Source organism: Planomonospora sp. ID82291, from assembly GCF_015711645.1.
Lineage (GTDB): Bacteria > Actinomycetota > Actinomycetes > Streptosporangiales > Streptosporangiaceae > Planomonospora.
Map to the genome: position 1 here is coordinate 240531 of NZ_JABTEX010000001.1, position 18244 is coordinate 258774.

15 protein-coding genes are annotated in these 18244 nt (G+C 72.9%); all 15 read right to left on the reverse strand.

The window, feature by feature from the left end; all coding sequences use genetic code 11:
• Positions 1–165: 165 nt before the first annotated feature.
• A complete protein-coding gene (locus HS045_RS01095; RefSeq protein WP_196449307.1) occupies positions 166–2904 on the reverse strand; it encodes an Rne/Rng family ribonuclease in 2739 nt (912 codons plus the stop codon).
• A 95-nt stretch (positions 2905–2999) separates the two neighbouring features.
• Positions 3000–3788: a TIGR03936 family radical SAM-associated protein gene (locus tag HS045_RS01100; protein ID WP_196449308.1), complete on the reverse strand. Its 789-nt coding sequence runs from the start codon at positions 3786–3788 to the stop codon at positions 3000–3002.
• 172 nt (positions 3789–3960) lie between these two features.
• Positions 3961–5871, reverse strand: a complete 1911-nt coding sequence (locus HS045_RS01105; RefSeq protein ID WP_196449309.1) for a TIGR03960 family B12-binding radical SAM protein — start codon at positions 5869–5871, stop codon at positions 3961–3963.
• Positions 5872–5888: 17 nt separating this feature from the next.
• A complete protein-coding gene (locus HS045_RS01110; protein ID WP_196449310.1) occupies positions 5889–6785 on the reverse strand; it encodes an aminoglycoside phosphotransferase family protein in 897 nt (298 codons plus the stop codon).
• Entirely contained in the window at positions 6785–8206 is a 1422-nt protein-coding gene (locus HS045_RS01115) for a hypothetical protein (protein ID WP_196449311.1), read from the reverse strand. Before HS045_RS01115 ends, HS045_RS01110 begins: the two co-directional genes overlap by 1 nt.
• Positions 8203–8418 carry a hypothetical protein gene (locus HS045_RS01120; RefSeq protein WP_196449312.1) on the reverse strand — a complete coding sequence of 72 codons (216 nt, stop codon included), beginning with the start codon at positions 8416–8418 and terminating at the stop codon, positions 8203–8205. Before HS045_RS01120 ends, HS045_RS01115 begins: the two co-directional genes overlap by 4 nt.
• A 132-nt stretch (positions 8419–8550) precedes the next feature.
• Positions 8551–9714, reverse strand: a complete 1164-nt coding sequence (rodA, locus tag HS045_RS01125; RefSeq protein ID WP_230883385.1) for a rod shape-determining protein RodA — start codon at positions 9712–9714, stop codon at positions 8551–8553.
• On the reverse strand, positions 9708–11771 hold the full coding sequence (gene mrdA / locus HS045_RS01130) for a penicillin-binding protein 2 (protein WP_196449313.1): 2064 nt from the start codon (positions 11769–11771) through the stop codon (positions 9708–9710). The genes rodA and mrdA overlap by 7 nt, the downstream gene beginning before the upstream one ends.
• Positions 11768–12316, reverse strand: coding sequence for a rod shape-determining protein MreD (gene mreD / locus HS045_RS01135; protein WP_196449314.1), 549 nt, complete (start codon positions 12314–12316; stop codon positions 11768–11770). Before mreD ends, mrdA begins: the two co-directional genes overlap by 4 nt.
• Positions 12313–13200, reverse strand: coding sequence for a rod shape-determining protein MreC (gene mreC / locus HS045_RS01140; protein WP_196449315.1), 888 nt, complete (start codon positions 13198–13200; stop codon positions 12313–12315). The genes mreD and mreC overlap by 4 nt, the downstream gene beginning before the upstream one ends.
• On the reverse strand, positions 13200–14231 hold the full coding sequence (locus HS045_RS01145) for a rod shape-determining protein (protein WP_196449316.1): 1032 nt from the start codon (positions 14229–14231) through the stop codon (positions 13200–13202). The genes mreC and HS045_RS01145 overlap by 1 nt, the downstream gene beginning before the upstream one ends.
• 191 nt (positions 14232–14422) lie before the next feature.
• Complete coding sequence (gene ndk, locus HS045_RS01150; RefSeq protein WP_196449317.1) at positions 14423–14833, reverse strand: nucleoside-diphosphate kinase; 411 nt, start codon at positions 14831–14833, stop codon at positions 14423–14425.
• A gap of 94 nt (positions 14834–14927) precedes the next feature.
• Positions 14928–16529, reverse strand: coding sequence for a hypothetical protein (locus tag HS045_RS01155; protein WP_196449318.1), 1602 nt, complete (start codon positions 16527–16529; stop codon positions 14928–14930).
• Between the two features lie 11 nt (positions 16530–16540).
• Positions 16541–16879 carry a DUF4233 domain-containing protein gene (locus HS045_RS01160; protein ID WP_196449319.1) on the reverse strand — a complete coding sequence of 113 codons (339 nt, stop codon included), beginning with the start codon at positions 16877–16879 and terminating at the stop codon, positions 16541–16543.
• Between the two features lie 26 nt (positions 16880–16905).
• Complete coding sequence (locus HS045_RS01165) at positions 16906–18198, reverse strand: folylpolyglutamate synthase/dihydrofolate synthase family protein (protein WP_196449320.1); 1293 nt, start codon at positions 18196–18198, stop codon at positions 16906–16908.
• Positions 18199–18244: the final 46 nt, after the last annotated feature.

Here is an 18244-nt window from a genome sequence, read left to right on the forward strand (position 1 = left end):
CGAACCGGGTGGGCGCGCGAACAGGGCGCGCCACTAGCGCACCGATTCACCAGGGTACCGGACTGCGGTTCCCTGGTCGAACCGGGCGGAACGTCGGGTTGCCGGCGCGGCATGGCGCGCCGGCGGTCGCCGGACCGATGGGCCCTCGCCTGGAACGGGCGGGACCTAGTCGGCCGGCTTGGCCTTGCGGGAGCGTCGCCGCCCCCTCCCGGCAGCCTGTACGGCCTGCGTGCCCTCATCCGGGGCATCGTCAAGCGCATCGGTCACCGTATCACGTCCGGACTGCTCGCTGGCCGCGACCGCGCTTCCGGCGTCCTTGGCCAGCTTCTCCGCGACGGCCTTCTCCACGGCCATCTTGCCCTGGGTGCCGCGCGGCTCGGGCCTGCCCTCGACCGGCTCGGACGAGATGTGCAGACCCCGGCCGTTGCAGCACTCGCAGACGGTGGAGAACGCCTCCAGCAGACCCTGCCCGACGCGCTTGCGCGTCATCTGGACCAGTCCCAGGGACGTCACCTCGGCGACCTGGTGCTTGGTCCGGTCGCGGGCCAGGCACTCCAGCAGCCTCCGCAGCACCAGGTCGCGGTTGCTCTCCAGCACCATGTCGATGAAGTCGATGACGATGATGCCGCCGATGTCCCGGAGCCTGAGCTGGCGGACGATCTCCTCGGCCGCCTCCAGGTTGTTGCGGGTGACGGTCTCCTCGAGGTTCCCGCCCTGCCCGGTGAACTTGCCGGTGTTGACGTCGACGACGGTCATCGCCTCGGTCCGGTCGATCACCAGCGAACCGCCGCTGGGCAGCCAGACCTTGCGCTCCATCGCCTTGGCGATCTGCTCGTCGATCCGGTAGGCCGCGAAGACGTCGCCGGTCTCGTCCCACTTCGTCAGCCGGTCGGCCAGGTGCGGGGCCACGTAGCGGACGTACTCGTCCACCGTGTCCCACACCTCGCCCGCGACGACCAGCGAGGTGAAGTCCTCGTTGAACACGTCCCGGACCACCCGGACGGTCAGGTCCGGCTCCGAGGAGAGCAGCTCCGGCGCACTGGCCGACTTGGCCTTGCGCTGGATGTTCTCCCACTGGGCCGAGAGCCTGGCCACGTCGCGGCCGAGCTCCTCCTCCGAGGCGCCCTCGGCGGCGGTGCGGACGATCACACCGGCGTTCTCCGGCATGACCTTCTTCAGGATGGACTTGAGCCGGGTGCGCTCCTTGTCGGGGAGCTTGCGGCTGATGCCGGTCATCGAGCCGTCGGGCACGTAGACCAGGTAGCGGCCGGGCAGGCTGATCTGCGACGTCAGGCGGGCGCCCTTGTGGCCCATCGGGTCCTTGGTGACCTGCACCAGCACGGGCTGACCCGACTTGAGCGCCACCTCGATGCGCTTGGGCTGGCCCTCCAGCCCGGCGGTGTCGAAGTTGACCTCGCCGGCGTACAGCACCGCGTTGCGGCCCTTGCCGATGTCGATGAAGGCCGCCTCCATGCTCGGCAGCACGTTCTGCACCTTGCCGAGGTAGACGTTGCCCACGTAGGACTGGCCCGCCTCGCGGTTGACGTAGTGCTCGACGAGGACGTCGTCCTCCAGCACCGCGATCTGGGTCCGGTCGCCGGTCCGGCGGACCACCATCACCCGCTCCACGGACTCCCGGCGGGCCAGGAACTCCGACTCGGTGATGATCGGCGGACGCCTGCGGCCGAGCTCGCGCCCCTCCCGGCGGCGCTGCTTCTTGGCCTCCAGGCGGGTCGAGCCGCGCACGCTCTGCACCTCGTCCATGGCGCTGCCGCGTCCGGCGCGGGGCGCGCGAATGCGCACCACCGTGTTCGGCGGGACCTCCTGGACGTCCTCCTCCTCCTCCGAGCCCCTGCGGCGGCGACGGCGGCGACGGCGCGAGGTGCCGCCCTCCTCGGTCTCGGCCTCCTCCTGCTCACCCCCGGCCTGCCCGGCGGGGGCCTCGGCCGCGTCCTGCTCGGAGCCGCCGTTCTCGGCCTCCTCCTGCTCGCGCGTCTTGCCGCGCCCGCGCCCGCCCCTGCGGCGGCGGCGGCGGCGGCCCGCGGCCTCGTCGTCGCCCTCGCCCTCGTCCTCCTCCGGCTCCTCGCCCTCGTCCTCCTCGGGCTCCTCCTCGATCCCGGCGGGTTCGAACGGCTGCGCCGGAGCGGGACGGGCGGGAGGCTGCTGGACCGCCAGGGAGGGGTCGGGAGCCTGGAACAGCGGCTGGAACACCGCGGCGGGGGCCTGGAAGGTCACCGAGGGCACCTCGGCGCGCTCGGCGACGGTCAGCCCGAACGGGTCGGTGAACAGGCCGGGCCGGTCCCCGGCGGGCTCCTCCTCCGCCGCCGGTTCCCCCGCGGGCACCGAGAGCAGCAGCGACGCCGCGACCTCCGCGGCCTCGGCCGTGGTCAGGTCGACGGGCGGCTCCGGCTCTGTCGCCGCGGCCCCCACGACGGCCTCAGCGACGGCCTCGGCGGCGGGTTCGACCGCGGCCTCAGCGGCCTTCTTGCGGGTGCGGGTCCGCTTGACCGGGGCGGCGGCGACCTCCTGCGCGGCGACCTCCTGCGCGGCGGGCTCGGCCGCGGCCTTGCGGGTACGGCTGCGCCGCGCGGGCGGCGCGCCCTCCTCGTCGGCGGCGGCCGTCCTGCGCCGGGTGGCGCGCTTCGGCGGGGCCTCCTCCTGAGGCGTCGGCGGAGCCTCCTGCCGAACGGCAGGAGCGGGAGCATCCTCCCCGACCGGGGCCGCCACGGCCTCCGGGACCGCCACGACCGCGGCGGCCGGTTCCGCGGCGGGCTCCAGGTCCTCCGGCTCCGGCGGCGGGCCCGCGGGCCTGCTGGCGGCCCGCCGGCGGCGCGGCTGAGCTGTCGTTTCCGTTATGTCCCCGGCAGGGCCGTTGGCCCCGACGTTGGGCTCGTTGTCGAGCATGCGGGCGTTCTCCCGTCAGCTCCCGGGCGCGTCTCCGCGCCGCGCGGGAGCTCTCGTCTCTCGCTGTCCGCCGGGCCGAGGCCCGGCGCCAAGTCCTATAGGTCGCCGCCGACGTGCTCGCTCACCGGTTCCGTTTCGCCGCCGCGCGAATTGTCGCGGTCCAGGTCGAACGGATCGGCGGGCGCACCGGTGCGCACGTCCAGCGGCCCCTGCGCCAGCCTGGTCACCTCGGGAGGGACCGGCGGCGCGAAGTCGGCCACGAGACGCAATCCAGTGAGAACGTCGTCGGGTCGAACGGCAGGAGTTTCGTGCCGTACAACCATGCGAAGTATGACACATGACTGACTGGACGCTTGACCTGCTGTTGTCTCCGCCCCCTCCGCGGCCTCCGCGGCCTCGAGGCTCACCACCGCCTCGCGGGCGTCGAAGCGGCGCATCCCCTTCTTCGTCAGGCGCTCCACCTCGATCCGCTCGGCGGCGTTGAACCGCTCCACCGCCGCCCGGGCCAGGGCCGGGTCCGCGCCGGGCAGCCGGATCCGCCATGCCGAGCACTCCAGCCGGTCGGCCAGGCTCCCGGCGCCGGCCTCGACGACGTCGAGCACGTCGAGACCCGGCGGGAGGGACGCGTCCAGGGCGGTCCGCAGACCGCCGGGGTCGCACCGCCGCGTCACGCTGATCTCGAGGTACTCGGCCTCGCTGGCGACCCCGGTCGGGGCGGCCGCCCCGACGTAGGAGATCTTCGGATGGGGCGAGAAGCCCGCGCTGAACGCCACGGGGACGTCCGCGCGCCGGATCGCGCGCTCCAGGGCCCGGGAGATGTCGCGGTGGCTGGTGAAACGCAGGCGTCCGCGCTTGGCGTAGCGCACGCGCAGGCGCTGTGCCACGGGTGCGGGCGGAGGCCCGTCGGGAACGGGTTTCAGAGTGCTGTCATCCTTTCTGGTCGCGGTCGTCCCGCCTGGCGGCGGGCGGACCGTGCCCGGCACGGTCCCCCTCGGACAACCTCCGATGAGGCGGACTTCTTCCCCGGGTGGACGCGCGGCGCCGCGGCGCCGCGCGTCACACGACGGTCAGCGGCAGGAGCTTCCTGCCCGTCGGGCCGATCTGGATCTCGGTGCCCATCGTCGGGCAGACGCCGCAGTCGTAGCACGGCGTCCAGCGGCAGTCCTCGACCTCGACGTCGTTCACGGCGTCCTGCCAGTCCTGCCAGAGCCACTCGCGGTCGAGACCCGCGTCGAGGTGGTCCCAGGGCAGGACCTCGTTCTCCTCGCGCTCGCGCGTGGTGTACCAGTCGACGTCGACCCCGGCCTCGGCCGCGGCGTCCATCCAGCGCTGGTAGGAGAAGTGCTCGCTCCAGCCGTCGAACCGGCCGCCGTCCTGCCACACCGCCCGGATGACGGCGCCCACCCGGCGGTCGCCCCGGGAGAGCAGTCCCTCCACGATCGAGGGCTTGCCGTCGTGGTAGCGCAGGCCGATCGCGCGGCCGTACTCCTTGTCGCCGCGCAGGGCGTCCTTGAGCGCCTTCAGGCGGCGGTCGACCGTCTCGTGGTCGGCCTGGGCCGCCCACTGGAACGGCGTGTGCGGCTTGGGCACGAATCCGCCGATGGAGACCGTGCAGCGCACGTCCCGGGACCCGGTGGCCTCCCGGCCCGCCCTGATGACCTTCTTGGCCAGGTCGGCGATGCCCAGGACGTCGGCGTCCTCCTCGGTGGGCAGGCCGCACATGAAGTAGAGCTTCACCTGCCGCCAGCCCTGACTGTAGGCCGTGGTGACGGTCCGGATCAGGTCCTCCTCGGTGACCATCTTGTTGATCACCTTGCGCATCCGCTCGGAGCCGCCCTCGGGGGCGAACGTCAGACCGGACCTGCGGCCGTTGCGGGAGAACTCGTTGGCCAGGTCGATGTTGAAGGCGTCGACCCGGGTCGAGGGCAGCGAGAGCGAGGTGTTGGTGCCCTCGTAGCGGTCGGCCAGCCCCTTGGCGACGTCGCCGATCTCGGAGTGGTCGGCGCTGGAGAGGCTGAGCAGCCCGACCTCGTTGAACCCGGAGGCCCTGACGCCCGCGTCGACCATGGCGCCGATCGTGGTGATGGACCGCTCCCGCACCGGACGGGTGATCATGCCCGCCTGGCAGAAGCGGCAGCCCCGGGTGCAGCCGCGGAAGATCTCCACGCTGAACCGCTCGTGCACGGTCTCGGCCAGCGGGACCAGCGGCTTCTTCGGGTACGGCCACTCGTCCAGGTCCATGACGGTGTGCTTGTGCACCCGCCACGGCACGCCCGGCCGGTTCGGCGCGACCCGGCGGATCCGGCCGTCGGGGTGGTAGTCGACGTCGTAGAACCGCGGCACGTAGACCCCGCCGGACTCGGCCAGCCGCATCAGCAGCTCGTCGCGCCCGCCGGGCGAGCCCTCGCCCTTCCACTCGCGGATCACCTCGGTGATCGCGATGGCGATCTGCTCGCCGTCGCCCAGCACCGCGGCGTCGAGGAAGTCGGCGACCGGCTCGGGGTTGAAGGCGGCGTGGCCGCCCGCGAGCACGATCGGGTCGTCGTCGCCGCGGTCGGCGGCCAGCAGCGGGATCCCCGCCAGGTCCAGCGCGGTCAGCATGTTGGTGTAGCCGAGCTCGGTGGAGAAGGAGAGCCCGAGCACGTCGAACGCCCGCACCGGCCGGTGCGCGTCGACGGTGAACTGCGGGACGCCCTCGGCGCGCATCAGCGCCTCCAGGTCCGGCCAGACCGCGTAGGTCCGCTCGGCGAGCGTCTCCGGCAGCTCGTTGAGGATCTCGTACAGGATCTGGACACCCTGGTTGGGCAGGCCCACCTCGTAGGCGTCGGGGTACATCAGAGCCCAACGGACTCCCGCGGAGTCCCAGTCCTTGACGGTCGAGTTGAGCTCACCCCCGACGTACTGGATCGGCTTCTGCACCTTGGGCAGGAGCGCTTCCAGACGGGGAAACAGTGACTCGACAGGCATGTCTCAAGGGTATCGGCCTAGAAAGGGTGCCACGGGCGGTCGTCGCCCGCTCGCAGCGAGTCGAGACGGTGCCGCAGCTCCTCCCGGGCCCGCCGGTCGCGGTGGCCGTTGCGCAGCACGGCGGTGAGGGTCTGCAGCTCGCGCATGTCGCGCATCACCGGATAGCCCTCCCACGCCGTCAGATCGCAGCCGTAGGCCCGGCTGAAGTCCGCGCGCTGGCGCCCGGTCAGCCCGAACCGCACGCCCTGCAGCGTCGGGATCAGGTCGGTCTCCCGCGGCCCCGCGCACACCGAGTCCCAGTCGCACAGCAGCAGGCCCCGCGCGCCGCGGATCAGGTTGCCCCGGTGCGCGTCGCCGTGGACGAGCCCGTACGGCAGCGCGAACCTCACCCGCTCGTAGTAGGCCTCCGCCAGGTCCTCGCAGCGGCGCAGCAGCCAGTCCCGGTCGTCGTCGCCGAGCACGAGGCTGGCGCCGATCGCCCGGCGCACCGGCCCGAACGGGTCGTGCACGGGCAGCTCGAACGGGGGCGGCGGCAGTTCGTGCAGCCGCCGCAGCAGCGCCCCGAGATCGCCCGGCTCCGGTCGCGGGCCGACGTGCGCCTCGTAGCGCCAGAAGGTCGCCAGGTACCCCTCCGCCGCCACCGGCTGGCGCACCTCCAGCGGCCGGACCGTCGCAAAGCCCTGGTCCGCCAGCCAGCGGGTGACCCGGACGGAGACGGCCAGCCGGTCGAGGCGGCCCGGCGACGCCTGCGCCAGCCGGACCACCGCGCCCTCGGCGGGCAGGTGGTAGACGGCGTTGGCGAAGTCGCGCAGCAGGGTGACCCCCCGGGTGCTCAGACCGGCTCGCGCGCACGTCAGGGCGAGCGCGGCGGCGTCGGCCCGGCCGAGGGTCCCGTCCTCGGCGGTGATCGTCATCATCGGTTCCTCTCGGAGATCGCGTGCCGGGCCTGCTGCGGCAGACCCGCGGCGCAGAAGCCCTCGATCCGGCGGGCCATCCGCTCGCCGTCCGGCCGGGCCTCGACGAGGGCGCGACCGGTGCGCAGGGTGGTGCCCAGACTGCCGATCCGCCGGTCGGGCGGGAGGGCCAGGACCGGCGCCATCGCCTCCTCCGCACCCGCGGCGTCCCCCTCCATCAGGTGGGCGACCACCAGGTGGGCGCTCGCCATCGACTCGCAGCCGTAGGAGCGGTTCTCCGGCTCCCCCGCCGCGTACAGCCGCAGCGACTCCCGCGCCGAGGAGACGGCCAGGGCCGTGTCCCCCAGGTGCAGGTGGGTGACCGCCGCGTAGTAGCGCTCCTTGGCGGGCTGGAAGGCGAACTCCCCGGCGATCTCGTCGTGCAGCTCGTCGATCCCGCCCGCGCGGGCGTCCGCGGCCCGGGCCAGCGCCTCGGTCGCGTCCGCGGCGCGGCCCTGCATCGCGTAGGCCCGGGCCCGCAGCATGTGCAGCCGGGTCGCGCCGGAACCCGCGCGCAGGTGGGTCAGGCCCTCCTCGGCGTACCTGGCCGCGTCGCCGTAGCGCCGGTCCCACAGCGCCACCGACGACTGCATGCCGCGCGCCCAGCCCATCAGCGCCGTGTGCCCCGCCACCTTGCCGTAGGTCCAGGCGGCGCGGGCCAGGGTGTCGGCGGGGATCCGGCGGTCCATGTCCATGCTGACGTTCGCCATCAGGCCGCACAGCGCGCCGGTGAGGAAGTACAGCTCCCGGGCCTGGCCCGGGTGGATGCGCTTCTCCAGCGCCCGGCGGGTGCGCTCCTGCAGCTCGCGCATCTCCACGAACAGGGGCAGCGGCGCCTCGGAGACGTAGCGCTTGCCCACCCAGATCACCTGCGTGCGCAGCCGTTCCAGCGCGCCCGCGCCCAGCTCGCTGGCCTCGGCCAGCTCCGCGTGGCTGCCCGCCTCGTCCGCGGCGGCGGCGATCAGGTCCAGCGCCGGCGGAGCCGTCGCGGCGCGCGCCCCCTCCGGCGTGTAGTCCTGGGCGAACCCCAGCTGGACCGGCCCGGTCTCGAAGAGCCGGCAGAGCAGGTCGGTGTAGTCGCGGTCGGGCCGCGCCCCCGCCTCCCACTCCCGCCAGGAGCGCTCGCTGAGCCCGCGCCGCTTGACGCCGTGCCGGTCGCACATGGCGTGGAAGTGCTCGATGGCCTCCTCCACGGTCCAGCCGTGCGCCAGCCGCCAGCACTTGAACCGGGTCTGCTGCGGGGCGCAGACGTGGATCTCGTCCACCATCCGCTGGACGTCGGCCGCCGTCGGCGGGCCGGGCAGCGCGGCCAGCGTCCGGTTCCGGATGATGGTCGCGTAGGCCAGGGAGGCGCGGTCCCCGCCCCGCGGGCCCGGGGTCATCGGCCGAACGGCACGACCGTGCCGCCGCTGCGCAACTGGGCCTGGAAGAGCTGACCGCACAGGCTGCTCGCGGTCGCGGCGAACCAGACCCCCGGAGGGCTGCCCGCCGAGACCGCGGCCCATCGGCCCCTGCTGAACACGATCCGGTAGTCGGGGAACGCGGTGCGCAGCAACTCCAGCGCGCGCTCCCGCTCGGCGAGCTCCGATGTCACGACCCCTCCGTCATCGCGGGTTCCGGCGTCGTTCCCAGAATGTTCGCTTGACGCGGGAAACGCCAGTGAGAGCCGGATTCCGCACACATGCGGGAGCCTCTCATGTAACGCCCCCGCGGTCGTCCGGCCAGGTCAGAACGTCCGCGATCGCAGATGGATCGCCTGGAGCAGCCCGATCGCGAGCATGTTGGCGAAGGTCGCGGTGCCGCCGTAGGAGACGAACGGCAGCGGCAGCCCGGTGATCGGCATGATCCCGATCGTCATGCCGACGTTGACGATGGTCTGGAAGGCCAGCCAGCACACGATCGAGCCGGCCGCCAGCGTGCCGAACCGGTCGCCGCACCGCCGCGCGATCCGCACCCCGCGCAGCAGGACCACCCCGAGCAGCATCACCACCGTGACCGAGCCGAGGAAGCCGAACTCCTCCCCCACCACCGTGAAGACGAAGTCGGTGTGCTGCTCGGGCACGAACCTGCCCATGGTCTGGCCGCCGCCGAACAGCCCCTTGCCGAACAGCCGCCCCGACCCGACCGCGTTCAGCGACTGGGTGCTGTTGTAGCCGACGCCGCGCGGGTCGGTGGACGGGTCGAGGAAGGCGGTGAACCGGGCCACCTGGTACGGCTCCAGCACGTCGAGCCGCCAGACGGCCGCGCCCGCCGCCGCCACCGCGAGCACCAGCAGCACGAGCCAGCGTTTGCGGATCCCGCTGAGGACGAGCGCCGCCCCCGTGATCACGCCCAGCACCATGGTGGTGCCGAAGTCGGGCTGGAGCATGACCAGGCCCATGGTGACGGCCGCGACCACCAGCGCCACCACCACGTCCGGCCCGCGCGGCCGGTCGCCGCCCTCCGCGGGCTGGGCCAGCAGCATGGCCAGCATCAGCACCAGGCCGAGTTTGGCGAACTCCGACGGCTGGAAGGCGAATCCGCCGCCCAGCATGATCCAGGAATGGGCGCCGTTGACCTCCGCGCCGACCGGCGTGATCACCAGGATCAGGCCGAGCAGGGCCGCGGCGTAGACCAGCGGCGCGTACGCCCGCACCGTCCGGTGGTCCACCGCCGTCACCGCCACCGCCAGCGCGGCGCCGACCCCTAGGTTGAGCACGTGCTTCTTGACCAGCCCGGTGCTGCCCGGCGCCCAGGTCCTGGTGGACGACCACACCATGAGCACGCTGATCACCGCGAGCGCCGCCACCGCGACCGCCAGCACCCCGTCCACCCGCCACACCGGCGAGGCCGCTCCCACCGCCCTGCGGGCGAAGGATCGGTCCGCCGCGGCGATCACCCGGTTCACCATGCGAGGGTTCCGTCCTGCTTGATCATCGGTGGTCTGGCCGCGGGCACCCGGTCCGGCAGCGCCGCGGGCGCGGGCTTGCCCTTGGGGGTGAACCCGTAGATGCCCTCGTAGATCTTCCGTACGGCGGGCGCCGCGGCCGCGCTGCCCAGACCTCCCTGGGAGACCATGGCGACGACCACGAACCGGGGGTCGTCCACCGGGGCGAATGAGGCGAACCACGAGGTGTCCGCCTTGCCGTACACCTCGGCGGTACCGGTCTTGCCGCCGATCCGCACCTTCTTCATCGGGAACCCGGTGAACGCCCCGGCCGCCGTGCCGTCGGAGGCCACCTGGCTCAGCGCCCGCGTGATGTAGGCCCGCTCGGCCGCGGAGACCGGCAGCGTGCCCCGCACCGGCACCGTGATCTCCCTGACCCTGGTGCCGTCCGGCCGGACCAGCATCCAGCCCAGCCGGGGGCTGCGCAGCCTGCCGTCGGTGACCAGCGCCGCGTAGGCCGACGCCAGCTGCAGCGGCGTCACCAGCACGTCGCCCTGCCCGATGGAGAAGTTGGCCGCGTCGCCCGGCCGCAGCCGGTACCCCTCCAGGCAGTTCTCGTGCGCCAGCCGGGTCAGGAACGCGGCCCGCCCGGCGTCGGTCTTCGCGACGTCCCGGTAGCCCTCCTTGGCCCGCCTGCAGTTCACGTCCTTGGTCGCGGCCCACGTCCGCTTCTTCCAGGCCCGGTCGGGGATCCGCCCCGGCGACTCCCCCGGCAGGTCGACGCCGGTGGGGCGGCCGAACCCGAAGGCCCGCGCCGTCTTCGCCATCACCTCGCGCGGCCTGCCCTTCGGCTCCAGCCCGCCGTCCTTGAGCCACTGCTCGTAGGCCGCCTTGTAGAAGATCGTGTCGCACGACTTCACCAGCGCCGTGTGCAGCGTCATGGAACCCAGCGACCGGCCGCGGAAGTTGCGGAACGCACGGCTGCCCACCATGAACGAGCCCGGGCAGTTGTAGTGGCCGTTCATCGGGTAGCCCGCCTTGAACATCGCGGCCACCGACGACATCTTGAACGTCGATCCGGGTGCGAACTCCCCCTTGATCGCCCGCGAGACCAGCGGCTGGCCGGACCTGCCGGACAGCAGCCGCCCGTACTCCTCCTCCCCGATGCCGCCGGCCCAGACCGCCGGATCGTAGGAGGGCGCGCTGGCGAGCGCGAGGACCCGGCTGGTCCGGGCGTCCAGCACCACCGCCGCCGCGCCGTCGGCCTTGGGCGCGGCCTTCATCGCCTCGGCGATGGCCCTCTCGGCCACGGCCTGGACCTTGGCGTCGATGCTGGTGATGAGCGTGTGCCCGGCCGTGCCCCGCACCTCGTGCTCGACCCCGAGCACCCGGCCGAGCCGGTCCACCTGGACCCGCCGCCACCCCGGCGTGCCGCGCAGCTCCTGGTCGTACACCGACTCCAGGCCGTCCCGGCCCGCCATGTCCACTCCGGAGAACTCCGCCTTGAGCCCCTGGCGCCGCTCCAGCTCCTCCTTCGTGACCGGCTGCAGGTAGCCGAGCGCCTGCACGGCCGCCCCGCCGACCGGATGGTCCCGTACGGCCTGCACCTCGGCCGTGACCCCGGGGAACATCTCCTGCCGCTCCAGGATCTGCAGGGCCTCCGGCGTGTCGACGTCGGCGTCGACCGGGATCGGCTGGTGCGGCGAGCCCGCCCAGCACGGGCGGGAGACCCGGGCGTCGCACGGGCGGAGCCGCAGCGCGAGGTCCTTCGGATCGCGGCCCAGCACCGATGCCAGCCGCGCCATCACGGCCGCGCCCCGGTCCTTCATCCGGCCCAGCTTCGTCCGGTCCACCGAGACCACCAGCGTGGTCCGGTTGCGGACCAGCGGCCGCCCCGCCGAGTCGAGGATCTGCCCCCGCACGGCGGGCACCACCACGTCACGGGTGCGCGTCTCGGTCGCCGCCGCCGCGTACTGCGCGCCGCGCACCACCTGCACCTGCCAGAGCCGCGCGGTGACCACCGCCAGCAGCACCGCCAGCAGGACCTGCACCACGGCCAGTCTCCGCCGCATATGGATCATGGACGGCCTCCCGCCAGACGTCCCGCGCGCCGTGCGCCGCGTTCCCGGATCCGGACCCGGGAGCGGTCCCGGCCCCGGACGACCCTCCGCACCGCCGCCATCATGGGCGGCGCGGCCAGCACGTTGTAGAGCATCACCGGCAGCAGCCCGCCCGTGAGCGCGACCACCCCCGCCTCGGCGCCGCCGAGGACCACGCCGACCACCACCGCGGCCACCGGGCCCAGCGCCGCACAGCCCAGCGCCACCGCAGGCCCGGCCTCCGGGCGGCTCTCCGCCCAGCGCCCGGACACGAACCCGACCAGGCAGAGCACCAGCGCGTACTGCCCCACCTCGTGGGCGGCCGGCGGCAGGACGTCGCCGAGCAGGCCCGCGGCGAATCCCATCACCGCCCCGGCCCGGGCCCCGCGGACCAGCGCGTACCCCACCACCGCGAGCAGCACCAGGTCGGGCGCGGCGTCGCCGGGCAGCGGCAGCCGGTTGACGAACGTCACCTGGACGACCGTCAGCAGCAGGATCAGGGCCGCGGAGAGCGCGTCGCGGTTCACCGTCCGGCCCCGCTCTGCCCGGCGGGCGGCAGCACCGCATCACGCGGGTCGCGCGCCGGCGGCCGCACCACCACCCCCACCACGTTCAGCGCGGTCAGATCCGCGTACGGCCGCGCGTACGCGACCCTGGTCAACTCGCCCGGAGTCGCCTCCACCCGTTCGACCACCCCGATCGGCACCCCCGCCACGTACGGCACGCCGCGCTGCGAGCCGAAGCTCACGATCCGCTGGCCGCGGACGACCGGCGTGGCCGAGTCGAGCAGCCGGAAGTGCAGCAGGCGCCCGTTCTCCCCGGCGCCCCGTACCACGCCGATCTCACCGCTGCCCTCCAGCCGGGCGCCCACGGAGGAGGCGGGGGCGCTGATCAGCGCGGCGGTCGAGGTGGACGGTCCCACCTGGACCACCCTTCCGACCAGGCCGTCGCCGTTCAGCACCGTCATCTCCGGCCGCACCCCGTCGGCGCTGCCGACGTCGAGCTCCACGGCCTCCTCGAAACCGGGCACGTTCCTGCGGGCGATCACCTGCGCGGGCACGACCGCGTAGCCGCCGAGCCCCGCCGTGCCCAGCAGGCGGTGCAGTTCCGCCGCACGCCGGTGGTCCAGCGCCTGCGCGGCCAGAGCGTATTTGAGCTGCTCGTTCTCCCCGCGCAGCGCCTCGATCCTGCGCTGCGCCTCGGGCGCGGCCGCGACCGCCTCGAAGAAGCGGACCACCGGCCGCGCCACACTCGCGCCCGCCTGTTCGACGGCGCCGAACACCGCCGTGCCGGCGCCCCTGAGCGGTCCGAGGGGAGAGTCCTCCCCCGACCGGTGGTCGACCGTCATGAGCACCAGCGCCGAGGCCAGCAGCAGCCCCACCGTCGCCCGTGCCTGCCGTGTGTCCTTCATCAGCGTCGCGGCTCCGGAACGAGGACCTGGTGCAGTGCCTCGAAGTCCTCGACGCACTTGCCCGTACCCAGCACGACCGAGTCGAGCGCGTTGTCCACCAGGTGGATCGGCATCCCCGTCTCGTCCCTCAGCCGCTCGTCCAGGCCCCGCAGGAGCGAACCGCCCCCGGTGAGCACGATCCCCCGGTCCATCAGGTCTCCGGAGAGCTCCGGCGGGCACTTGTCCAGCGTGGTCTTGACCGCGTCCACGATCGAGTTCAGCGGCTCCTCGATGGCCGCGCGGATCTCCCCCGCCGACACGACGATCATCTTCGGCAGGCCGCTGACCAGGTCACGACCGCGGATCTCGGCGTGGCCCTCCTCCGGCATGGCGCAGGCCGAACCTATCGAGATCTTGATCTCCTCGGCGGTGCGCTCGCCGAGCATGAGCGAATGCTCCTTCTTGGCGAAGTTGATGATCGCCTGGTCCAGCTCGTCCCCGCCCACCCGGATCGACTGGCTGGTCACCATGCCGCCCATCGAGATGATGGCCACCTCGGTGGTCCCCCCGCCGATGTCGACGACCATGTTGCCGGTCGGCTCGTGCACCGGGAGACCGGCGCCGATCGCCGCCGCCATCGGCTCCTCCACGATGTAGACCCGCCGCGCGCCGGCCTGGTAGCCCGCCTCCTTCACCGCGCGCTGCTCGATGGCGGTGATCCCGCTCGGCACCGCGACGATGACGCGCGGCTTGGCCCAGGGACGGCGGACGTGCACCCGCTGGATGAAGTAACGGAGCATGCGCTCGGCGACCTCGAAGTCGGTGATGACCCCGCTCTTGAGCGGCCGGACGGCCGTCACGTTGCCGGGGGTCCGGCCGATCATCCGCTTGGCCTCGATGCCGATCGCCACGATCTTGCCGGTGACCGTGTTGATCGCCACGACAGAGGGCTCATTGAGGATGATGCCGCGCCCTCGCACGTAGACGAGGGTGTTGGCGGTGCCAAGGTCGACCGCCATGTCGCGGCCGAGGAATGCGAGCCTGCTGCCCATGGGGAAGCCGCCTTCCTTCCGTCGGTCATCGGCGAGAACTACGGAGTGAACTCGCTTTGTGACCGTATGTACCCATCTCTATCCACAATGAGCCATCCTGTCCCCGAAAAATCTCACGTTCCGTCACATGCGTAAGGCCCCGCCGTCCCAACAGGACGGCGGGGCCTTACGGGGTCTGCGGAGCCTGGAGCCTAGAAGCGGTCCGGGAAGAAGATCTTGATCTCGCGGGCGGCGGACTCGGGCGAGTCCGAGCCGTGGACCACGTTCTCGCCGATCTCCAGGGCGTGGTCGCCGCGGATGGTGCCGGGCGCGGACTTCACCGGGTCGGTCAGACCAGCCAGCGCACGGAACGCCTCGACCGCGCGGGGGCCCTCCAGCACCATCGCGACGAGCGGCCCGGAGGTGATGAACTCGACCAGCTCGCCGAAGAACGGCCGCTCCGCGTGCTCCGCGTAGTGGACCTTGGCGGTCTCGGCGTCCAGGGTGCGCAGGTCCATCGCGACGACCTTCAGGCCCTTGCGCTCGACACGGGCGATCACGTCGCCGATGAGACCGCGCGCGACGCCGTCGGGCTTGATCAGGACAAGAGTCCGCTCGGACACTGAAGTTCTCCTTTGAACGGGATGGACCGCGGACGTGCGGTGAACGGGCGCAGTTTACCGAAGGTCCGCGGCAGACCTCGACCGTCGGCGACCATCAGCCCGGGGAGGAAGGCCCGTCCCCGGCGGAGTCCTCCGGCGAGGGCATGGGCGAGGGGACGACCGGCCCCGTGCCGGGTCCCTCCGGCGCGTCCGGCGTCGCCGGAGAGCGGCGCGCCTCCTGCTGCACCGCCGGTCCGGCGTCCGGCCTCTCCCCGCTGTCCGCGCCCGGCCGGACCGCCGCCGACCGGCGCGCCAGAAGCGCGCAGAGCACGATCACGACGACCACCAGGCCCCCGCCGATCAGCGCCCACAGGTGCAGGGCGCCCACGAACGCGTCGACCAGCGCCTGCGAGGAAGCGCCCTCCCTCGATCGCACGACCGCCTCCTTCAGGCGGGCGACCTGTATCCCGCTGCCCAGCAGGAAGCCCACGAGCACTCCCGGGAAGAACAGCGACAGCGCGAAGAGCGAGGCGCCCACGCCGGCCAGGCGCAGAGCGGAGGTCAGGGCCACCGCCGATCCTGCCGCCAGCAGGACGAACGGGGCGATCAGCACCGGCCCCTCGACGGCCGGGAGCAGGAACCTCACCGTGCACAGACCGGCCACCACGACCACCAGGCCACCTGCCGTGATCATGGACATGGCCGCGTCGTCCAGACGGTTCACCAGCACGGCGGCGGCCACCGCCGCCACCCCGGCGAGCACGAAGGCGGGCCAGAGCGCGGCCAGACCAGGACCTCCCAGCCCGCGGAGCTCGACGTAGGTGACCTGGGCCGCCATCGACAGGACCACGATCCCGACCGTCGGCATCGCGTAGGCGAGGATGCGCCCGTCCGCCCCTTCGAAGGATCCCGCGGCGGCGAACCCCGCCAGCACGACGGTGGCCAGCAGCGCCGTGAGGACCACCAGCCCCGGCGACCAGTCGAAGGTCGTGCCGAACGCCAGGAACGCGATGCCCACGCAGGGCACCAGCGCCAGCAGCAACCGCCGCCGCTCCGCCGGACCCGGTCCGGGCGGCGCCGCGGCGCCGTGGCCGCTCCTCAGCCACAGCACCAGGTGGACGGCCGCGAGCGTGAGGGCGATGCCGGTCAGCAGCGGGTACGGCTGGAGCGTGACCCGCCACGAGGTGGCCTCGTCCAGCGGCCACAGGGCCAGCGCCTGCGCCGCCAGGAGGCTCGTCGCGAGCATGCCCGCCCACACGGCCCGGAGCGTGCGCGACCGCTCCCACACCGCCACCAGCGTGGCCGGGACGAGCAGGCCCGCGCCGATCCCGTGCACTCCGCGCAGGACGCCCACCATCAGCGCCGAGTCGGCGAAGCCGCCCGCCGCATCGGCGGCCGCGAGCAGCGTCAGCCCGGCCATCAGGACCGGGGCGGCCCGCAGCCGGCGCACGATCAGGGCGGCCAGCGGAACGGTCATCACCATCGAGGGCAGCGCCAGCCCGTGCGCCCGGATCAGCTCGATCTGCGAGACGCCGGGCGGCAGGAGGGCGGCCACCACCGAGACGGTGTTCGGAATGGCGACGATCGCCAGCGGAAGCGCCACCGCGACGAGCAGTCCGAGGACGACGTCGAGCAGCACGGAGGAACGGGGCGCACGTGTCGGGACCGCAGGCTCGGCGGCCACCGTCCGCGTCGGCTGAGTTGGGGGGACGGCCATGCTGGCCGACTTTAGCGGGAAGTCACGCCCTCGACACGGTGAGCGACGAATATCGCTGTAATCCACAGGGCCGCGAAGATCGATCCGAGGAAGAACATCATGGGGACCAGCAGCCCGGCGAGGATCGCCAGCACCTGGACGACGCTCCCCGCGACGTAGGCGGAGGAATGCTTGAGCAACCCGGTGACGACGACGCACAGCACCGCCAGCCCGATGCCCACGGCCACCGCCACCGCGGGGGCGACCCCCTGGACGTTGATCGCCACGGGGGTGAGCAGCCCCAGGACGATCGCCTCCATCCCGAGCACACTGGCGCAGAGCCGGCGCGTGCCCGGCGTGACCCTGATCATCCTTCGCTCTCCCCCCTCGGCCGGGCTCATCCGGCCTCGCCCGCCTTGAGCAGCAGCCGCGCGTCTCCGGCGGTGACCACCGACCCGGTGATCAGAACCCCCGCTCCCGCGAACTCCCCCGCCTCGTCCGCCAGGCCGATGCCGAGATCGATGGCGTCGTCGAGGCGTTCGGTCCGGCGGACCCGCTCGGGGCCGAAGACGTCTGCGGTGAGCGCCGCGAGCTCGTCGACGTCCATCGACCGGGGCGAGGAGTTCCTGGTCACCACGATCTCGTCGACCATGGGCTCCAGCAGCTCCAGCATGCCCCGTACGTCCTTGTCCTCGAAGACCGCCACCACCGCGATGAGCGTGGCGAAGTCGAAGGACTCCTGCACGGCCTCCAGGGTCGCCTGGACGCCGCCCGGATTGTGCGCCGCGTCCACGAGCACCGTGGGGCCCCGCCGTACGACCTCGAGTCTGCCGGGCGACCGCACCTGCAGGAACGCCTGCCGGACCAGCTCGGGATCGAGTGTCTCGTCACCGGCGGTCAGCGCCTCGACCGCCGCCAGCGCGCAGGCGGCGTTGCCCGCCTGGTGCGCGCCGTACAGCGGGAGCATGACCTCCGGGTAGTCCCCCTTGAGGCCTCTGAGGTGGAGCAGCTGCCCACCGATCGCCAGTTCCCTGGAGACGACCCCGAACTCCAGCCCTTCGCGCGCCACGACGGCCCCGGTCTCCGCGGCCCTGCGCATCAGCACCTCGGCCGCGGGAAGCTCCTGCTGGGCCAGTACGGCGGTCGCAGCCGGCTTGACGATGCCGGCCTTCTCCCCCGCGATGGTCGCCACGTCCGGTCCGAGGTAGTCGACGTGGTCGAGGGAGATCGGCGTGATCACGGCGACCGTGCCGTCCGCGACGTTGGTGGCGTCGAAGCTGCCGCCCATGCCCGTCTCGATGACCGCGACGTCCACCGGGGCGTCGGCGAAGGCGGCGAACGCCATCGCGGTGAGGGTCTCGAAGAAGGAGAGCCTCCTGCCCCGGGCGTCGATCATCTCCAGGTAGGGTGCGACGTCCTGGTAGACCTCCGTGAAGCGCTCCTCTTCCAGCGGCACCCCGTCGATGCAGATGCGCTCGCGCATGGAGATCAGGTGAGGACTGGTGAACCTGCCGACGCGCAGGTTCCTCTCCCGCAGGAGGGTCTCGATCATCCGCGTCGTGCTCGACTTGCCGTTCGTGCCGGCGACGTGAACGACCGGATAGGCGCGTTGCGGTGAACCGAGCACGTCCATGAGGGCGGAGATCCTGTCCAGAGTGGGTTCGAACTTCCACTCGACGCCGCGTTCCATGATTGCTCGTTCAACCGCTCGGTAGTCCACGTCCCCAGCCTACTGA